The 1,205-nt window shown below is 36.5% G+C and carries 1 protein-coding gene and 1 pseudogene; one reads left to right on the forward strand and one right to left on the reverse strand.

All coding sequences use genetic code 11. The features are described from left to right. A pseudogene (locus H1P_RS35525) lies at nt 1–211 on the forward strand (circularly permuted type 2 ATP-grasp protein); the annotation flags it as partial. A 16-nt stretch (nt 212–227) separates the two neighbouring features. Here H1P_RS35525 and H1P_RS35530 read toward each other — a convergent pair. Continuing rightward, nucleotides 228–761 (reverse strand): carboxymuconolactone decarboxylase family protein, encoded by a 534-nt coding sequence (locus H1P_RS35530; RefSeq protein WP_144876504.1) that lies wholly within the window; start codon nt 759–761, stop codon nt 228–230. Nucleotides 762–1,205: the final 444 nt, after the last annotated feature.

Here is a 1,205-nt window from a genome sequence, read left to right on the forward strand (position 1 = left end):
CAACCTATTTTTAAACGATATTTATAGCGAACAAAAAATTATTCAAGATGGCAAAATACCAGTCGAAATAATTAATACGGCTTCGGGATTTCTCAAGCCATGCAGAGGAATCCAACCGCCAAAAAAAATTTGGTGTCATATTACGGGGACAGATTTAGTCAGGGATAAGGATGGTAGCTGGTATGTTTTAGAAGATAATTTGCGATCGCCTTTAGACTTCATATTCCTTAATTGGCAGACTGAACAGTAGCTTGATAGCCTTTGGCATTAATCATCTGAGCCATCCCAGCCAATTGTGCTTGATTGGGTTGTTCTAAGCCAAAGCCATTGACTAATCGATTCATCAAGTTAAATAAGGAGCAAACCGCGATCGCATCTTTGATTGCTTGTTCATCCCAACCTGCTGTCAAAACAGCATCTATATCAGCCTGAGTAATTTTACTAGGAGTTAGGGTAAGCTTTTGCACTAAAGAAAATATAGGGCGTAAATGTTTTTCAATTGGTGCAGTGGCGATATCTTTGAGAATAGCTTCGAGCAAATTAGGATCGACATCAAGATCGACTGCGATCGCCTGATGCGAACCATAGCAATAGTCACAAGCATTTAAACCTGATACATAAGCTGCCATTAATTCTCTTTCGCCAGGAGTAAAAGCAGATTCTCCCCGCATGACATCCTGAATAAACTGAGTCAGAGGAAAATAACGACTAGTGTTGTTTTGAAAGATTTCAAGAACATTTTGCTGTGGAAAAAAGGGCATAGTTTTAATCTCTAGTATAGTGATTTATATTCAGAAATTAAGACAATCATTTTTTTGCTTTTATCGTATCCGATATCTATCAGAGTCTTTATCAAACCACTATCGCCATTGTAAATGAAATATTTTTTTCTAGATTATGTGGATAAATTTGCCCTGTTATAATGACTCTGAAGCTTGTTGGTTAACAGTTTATTATTTATAATACTGATTCATAAGCATCTAAGCGATCGCTAATAACTACGATACCTCTTTTCAGCCTTAAAAAATCTTGAAAAAGTAGCTAAAATGACATTTTGCGGACACAGATAAAGCTAAACCTGGATTGTAATAACTGGTAAATAGATTAAAATTGTCCTTTTTCCTCGTTCCTTGTTACTGAAAACCGATGCCCTTTGACGCTTATAATCCTGAAAACTTTTATGATGAGTTGTTTACCGCCCCAGG

Origin of the sequence: Hyella patelloides LEGE 07179 (assembly GCF_900659865.1) — a bacterium.
In the GTDB taxonomy this organism is placed as follows: Bacteria; Cyanobacteriota; Cyanobacteriia; order Cyanobacteriales; family Xenococcaceae; genus Hyella; species Hyella patelloides.